Source organism: Bradyrhizobium sp. P2_E8, from assembly GCF_056403875.1.
In genome coordinates this window covers 1-5,174 of the sequence record NZ_JBFUES010000530.1, presented here as the reverse complement: position 1 = coordinate 5,174, position 5,174 = coordinate 1, and the positions used below count along the sequence as shown (strand labels likewise).

At 66.5% G+C, this 5,174-nt stretch carries 4 protein-coding genes and 1 pseudogene; 3 read left to right on the top strand and 2 right to left on the bottom strand.

The genetic code is table 11. The features are described from left to right. From AC1D00_RS25605 to AC1D00_RS25595, 3 genes and pseudogenes are all read left to right on the top strand, one after another. Positions 1-129, top strand: a pseudogene (locus AC1D00_RS25605) (YaiI/YqxD family protein); the annotation flags it as partial. 2 nt (positions 130-131) lie between these two features. Continuing rightward, positions 132-1,943 (top strand): ABC-F family ATP-binding cassette domain-containing protein, encoded by a 1,812-nt coding sequence (locus AC1D00_RS25600; protein ID WP_477012567.1) that lies wholly within the window; start codon positions 132-134, stop codon positions 1,941-1,943. 28 nt (positions 1,944-1,971) lie between these two features. Next, on the top strand, positions 1,972-3,051 hold the full coding sequence (locus tag AC1D00_RS25595) for a D-TA family PLP-dependent enzyme (RefSeq protein WP_135173239.1): 1,080 nt from the start codon (positions 1,972-1,974) through the stop codon (positions 3,049-3,051). 183 nt (positions 3,052-3,234) lie between these two features. Here AC1D00_RS25595 and AC1D00_RS25590 read toward each other — a convergent pair whose 3' ends face one another. Both AC1D00_RS25590 and AC1D00_RS25585 read right to left on the bottom strand, forming a co-directional pair. After that, the gene (locus tag AC1D00_RS25590) at positions 3,235-4,467 is read right to left on the bottom strand and encodes a BaiN/RdsA family NAD(P)/FAD-dependent oxidoreductase (RefSeq protein ID WP_477012566.1); all 1,233 of its coding nucleotides are present in this window, start codon (positions 4,465-4,467) and stop codon (positions 3,235-3,237) included. Between the two features lie 153 nt (positions 4,468-4,620). Then, a partial coding sequence (locus tag AC1D00_RS25585) for an SDR family NAD(P)-dependent oxidoreductase (RefSeq protein WP_477012565.1) occupies positions 4,621-5,174 on the bottom strand: 554 nt, incomplete at its 5' end.

Genomic DNA, 5,174 nt, shown 5'->3' with positions numbered 1-5,174 from the left:
GGCGGCCCGCGATCGTTCGCACCGCGCGACCGGTCGACGTTCCTCTCGGCGCTCGACCAGACGCTGCGCCGGATCCAGCGCCGCCGCGCTGATGCGGCCGCAACGAGCCAGAATTCAAGTCAGGGCTGACGATGGCGCCGCCGCTGATCCAACTCAAGGACATCAAGCTGACGTTTGGCGGCACGCCGCTATTGAACGGCGTCGAGCTCAACGTTGCGGCTGGCGAGCGGGTCTGCCTGATCGGCCGCAACGGCTCGGGCAAGTCAACGCTTCTCAAGATCGCGGCCGGCCTCGTCGAGCCCGACGGCGGCACACGCTTCGTGCAGCCGGGCGCCACGATCCGCTATCTGCCGCAGGAGCCTGATTTCGGCGACCACAAGACCACGCTCGCCTATGTCGAGGCGGGGCTCGCGCCCGGCGACGACCAGCATCAGGCGCGCTATCTGCTGGAGCAGCTCGGGCTGACCGGCGACGAGAACCCGCACAACCTCTCTGGCGGCGAAGCTCGCCGCGCCGCGCTCGCATGTGTGCTGGCGCCCTCGCCCGACATCCTGCTGCTGGACGAGCCGACCAACCATCTCGATCTTTCCACCATCGAATGGCTGGAACAGGAGCTCGACAGCCGCCGCAGCGCGCTGGTGCTGATCAGCCACGACCGCCGCTTCCTCACCAATCTCTCGCGCTCCACGGCGTGGCTCGACCGCGGCCGGATCAAGCAGATCGACCGCGGCTTTGCCTCGTTCGAGAGCTGGCGCGACGAGGTGCTCGCCGAGGAAGAGCGCGACCAGCACAAGCTCGACCGCAAGATCGTCGACGAGGAGCACTGGCTGCGCTACGGCGTCTCCGGCCGGCGCAAGCGCAACGTCAAGCGGCTTGCCAATCTGCACACGCTGCGCGACCAGCGCCGCAACTATCGCGGCACCGCCGGCAGCGCCAATCTCGCAGCCGCCGAGGCTGAGCAGTCCGGCAAGCTGGTGATCGAAGCCAAAGGCATCACCAAGGCCTATGGCGAGCGCAAGATCGTCGACAATTTCTCCACCCGCATCCAGCGCGGCGACCGGCTCGGCATCATCGGGCCGAACGGCGCCGGCAAGACCACGCTGGTCAATCTGCTCACCGGCGGCATGCAGCCCGACTCCGGGACCGTGCGGCTTGGTGCCAACCTTGAGACGGCCACCCTCGACCAGCACCGCGAAAGCCTTGACCCCAAATCGACGCTGGCGGAGGCACTGACCGGCGGCCGTGGCGACCAGATCATGGTCGGCGGCAAGCCGAAGCATGTCGTCGGCTACATGAAGGATTTTCTGTTCGTACAAGAGCAACGCGGCACGCCGGTAGAGGTACTCTCGGGCGGCGAGCGCGGCCGGCTGATGCTGGCGCGCGCATTGGCCAAGCCCTCGAACCTGCTGGTGCTGGACGAGCCGACCAACGATCTCGACCTGGAAACGCTCGACGTGCTCGAGGACATGCTCGGCGACTACGACGGCACCGTGATCCTGATCAGCCACGACCGCGACTTCCTCGACCGCGTCGTCACCTCTGTGATTGCGCCCGAGGGCAACGGCAGATGGATCGAATATGCCGGCGGCTACAGCGACATGCTGGCGCAGCGCGGCGCGGACTTGAAGCGCGAGACGGCGAAGGCGCAAGCCCCCGCGGAGAAGAAAGAGGAGCGGCAAGCTGCTCCCGCATCCGCGCCGAAGCGGCGGTTGAGCTTCAACGAGAAGCACGCGCTGGAAACGCTGCCGAAGAAGATGGAAAAATTGCATGCCGACATCGCCAAGCTGCAACGCGTGCTCGACGATCCCAACCTCTACGCCAAGGATCGCAAGAAATTCGACGACGCCTCCGCCGCGATCGCCAAGGCGCATGACGAATTGTCCGCCGCCGAAGAGCGCTGGCTCGAACTCGAAATGCTTCGCGAAGAAATTGAACAGGCTTAGCGCGTATTCCGCCAACTAGGGGACTGCCATGACAACGACTCTCGCCGCCAAGATCGCCCGCGAATACGGCACGCCCTGCGCCGTCATCGACATGGACAAGGTCGAGCGCAACATCGCGCGGATCCAGAAGGCCTGCGACGACGCCGGAATCGCCAATCGTCCTCACATCAAGACGCACAAGAACCCGACCATTGCCAAGATGCAGGTGGCGGCCGGCGCCAAGGGCATCACCTGCCAGAAGATCGGCGAGGCCGAGATCATGGCCAATGCCGGCATCGACGACATCCTGATCAGCTACAACCTGCTCGGCGAAGAGAAGATGGCGCGGCTCGGCGCGCTGCAGGCGAAGGCGAACATGACGGTGGCCGCGGACAATTCGACGGTCGTCGCAGGTTTGCCGAAGGCGGCCGCAGCATCAGGCCGCCCGCTCTCGGTGGTGGTCGAATGCGATACGGGCCGCAAGCGCGCGGGCGTCGAGACACCGGCGGAGGCGATTGCGCTGGCGCGCGAGATCGCCGGGTCCAAAGGGCTCGAGTTCGCCGGCTTCATGCTTTATCCGACCGAGACCGGCTGGGCGGACGCGCAAAAATTCTACGACGAGGCGCTGGCCGGCGTGCGCGCGCACGGGCTGGATGCAAAGATCGTCTCGACCGGCGGCACGCCGAACCTCGTCAATCTCGGCAAGCTCAAGGGCGGCACCGAGCATCGCTTCGGCACCTACATCTACAACGACCGCATGCAGGTCGCTGCCGGCTCCGCGACGTGGGACGACTGCGCGCTGCACATCTATTCAACCGTCGTGAGCCGCGCCGCGCCCGAGCGCGGCATTCTCGATGCCGGCTCCAAGACGCTGACCACGGACACCGGCGGGCTCGACGGCCACGGCCTGATCCTGGAGCACCCCGAAGCCAAGATCGCGCGCTTCGCCGAGGAGCACGGCTTCCTCGATCTCTCCCGCAGCAACACCCGGCCGAATGTCGGCGATGTCGTGCGCATCGTGCCCAATCATGTCTGCGTCGTCGTCAACATGATGGACGAGGTGCTGATGGTCCGCGGCGAGGAGATCATCGGCACGCTGCCGGTGGCGGCGCGGGGGAAGCTGCGCTAAGGCGTTCGCGCCCGCGCATCCTTCGAGGCTCGGTTTCCGGTGCTCTCGCACCGGAAACGAGCACCTCAGGATGACGCTCTCGTTAGGCCGACTTAAGATGATGCTCGCGGATAGCCGTCATCCTGAGGTGCGAGCCTTGCGGCGCACTGCGCCGCTGGGCGAGCCTCGAAGGGCGACGGCGTTCTATGAACGCTTCAGCCACTCCAGCACCCCCCTACCCGCGGCGGCCCCAGTCGCGAACGTTGCCTGCAACAGATAGCCCCCGGTCGGCGCCTCCCAATCCAGCATCTCGCCGGCGGCGAACAGGCCGGGCAGCTTGCGCAGCATGAAATGCTCGTCGAGCCCGTCGAAGATTATTCCGCCAGCGGTCGAGATCGCGCGATCGATCGGGGCGACGCCGGTGAGCCGAACCGGAATGGCGTTGACCAGGTGTGCGAGCTCGGCCGGCGAGAACGAGGCCAGCGGCCGGCCAGATGCGATGGCGGCCTCCTGCATCAGGCCGATGCCGACCGGTGACAGCTGCGCCGCCTTGCGCAGGAAGTTTGCGAGCGATTGCTTGCCGCGCGTGCCCGACAGGCGCACGGTCAGCGCGGCAGCGTCGAGGTCGGGTCGCAGTGCGATCGTGAGCGTCGCCTGCCCAAGACCCAGCACCGCCTCGCGCAGCTCCGCCGACAGCGCATAGATCGCGCCGCCTTCGATGCCGCCGCGGGTGATCATCGCTTCGCCGCGCACCGTGTGTGCACCGATCGTCAGCGCGACGCCCTTGAGCGGCTGGCCCTCGAAACGATCACGGAACAATTCGGACCATGCGACCGTGAAACCGGAATTGGCCGGCCGCAGCCTCGAGATGGCAATGTCTTTGGACGCGAGGATATCGACCCAGCTTCCATCCGATCCGAGCCGCGGCCAGCTTGCGCCGCCGAGCGCGAGCACGGTGGCGTCGGCTGCAACGGCGGAGGTGCCGCTCGATGTTTGGAACAACAACCGCCCTTCCCCGTCCCAGCCGGTCCAGCGATGGCGGAATGCAAACCGCACGCCGGCGGCGTCGAGCCGCCGCAGCCAGGCGCGCAGCAAGGGCGAGGCCTTGAACGCTTTTGGAAACACGCGACCGCTGCTGCCGACGAAGGTCGGCTCACCCAGTGCCTCGCTCCAGGCGCGCAGCGCGTCGGGTGAAAAGGCTTCGACCGCCGCTTGCAGCTTCGGCGCCGCCTCGCGATAGCGCGGCATGAACTGCGGCAGCGGCTCGCTGTGGGTGAGATTGAGCCCGCCCCGGCCTGCCATCAGGAATTTACGGCCCGCGGACGGCATCGCGTCGTAAACGGTGACGCGCGCGCCGCCCTGCGCCAGCACCTCGGCCGCCATCAGCCCGGCGGGACCTGCGCCGATGATGGTGACGTGGGATTCGGATGGTGTCATGGCGGGAGTTTAGGCCAGATTCTCGCGCCAAAAACAGCGTCATTCCGGGGCGCGCCCGCTTGGGCGCGAACCCGGAATCCATTGGGCGGCGGTTTCTGTAGCACGATGGATTCCGGGCTCGTCGCTTYGCGACGCCCCGGAATGACAGTGGAGCTAGAGCTTGATCCCCGCCCTCGCCGCGGCCTGCGCCACATATTTCTGCGTCTGCTCGAACGCTCCCGTCAGCGCCTTCGCCTTCGACATGTCGCTGATCTCGGCGAAATGCGCGGCGACCGCGTCCGGCGTCCATTCGGACTCCGGCAGGTTGATGCCTTCGCTCTCGACAATCTTGATCACCGCAAAGGAGCCGGCGCCGGCGCCCATGATGGTGCGGGTCGGTGCATCCTCGCTTAGCATGTATTCGACCGCGGGCGTGATCGCGTTCGGCTTCATCAGCTGCAGCGCCTGTGGCGGCAGCAGCTCTTCGGTCATGCGGGTCGCCGCGGTCGGCGAGATGATGTTGACGCGGATGTTGGTCTTGCGGCCCTCTTCCGCCAGCACGTTCATCAGGCCGACCATGCCGGACTTCGCCGCGCCGTAATTGGCCTGGCCGAAATTGCCGTAAAGACCGGAGGACGAGGTGGTCAGCACGATGCGGCCGTAGTTGCGGTCGCGCATGCCGGCCCAGGCCGCCTTGCAGCAATAGAAGGTACCGACGAGATGCACGT

Excerpts from the sequence above, each read along its gene's own strand:
- AC1D00_RS25590 (WP_477012566.1), bottom strand. The coding sequence starts at position 4,467 with ATGACACCATCCGAATCCCACGTCACCATCATCGGCGCAGGTCCCGCC.
- AC1D00_RS25595 (WP_135173239.1), top strand. The coding sequence starts at position 1,972 with ATGACAACGACTCTCGCCGCCAAGATCGCCCGCGAATACGGCACGCCC.
- AC1D00_RS25600 (WP_477012567.1), top strand. The coding sequence starts at position 132 with ATGGCGCCGCCGCTGATCCAACTCAAGGACATCAAGCTGACGTTTGGC.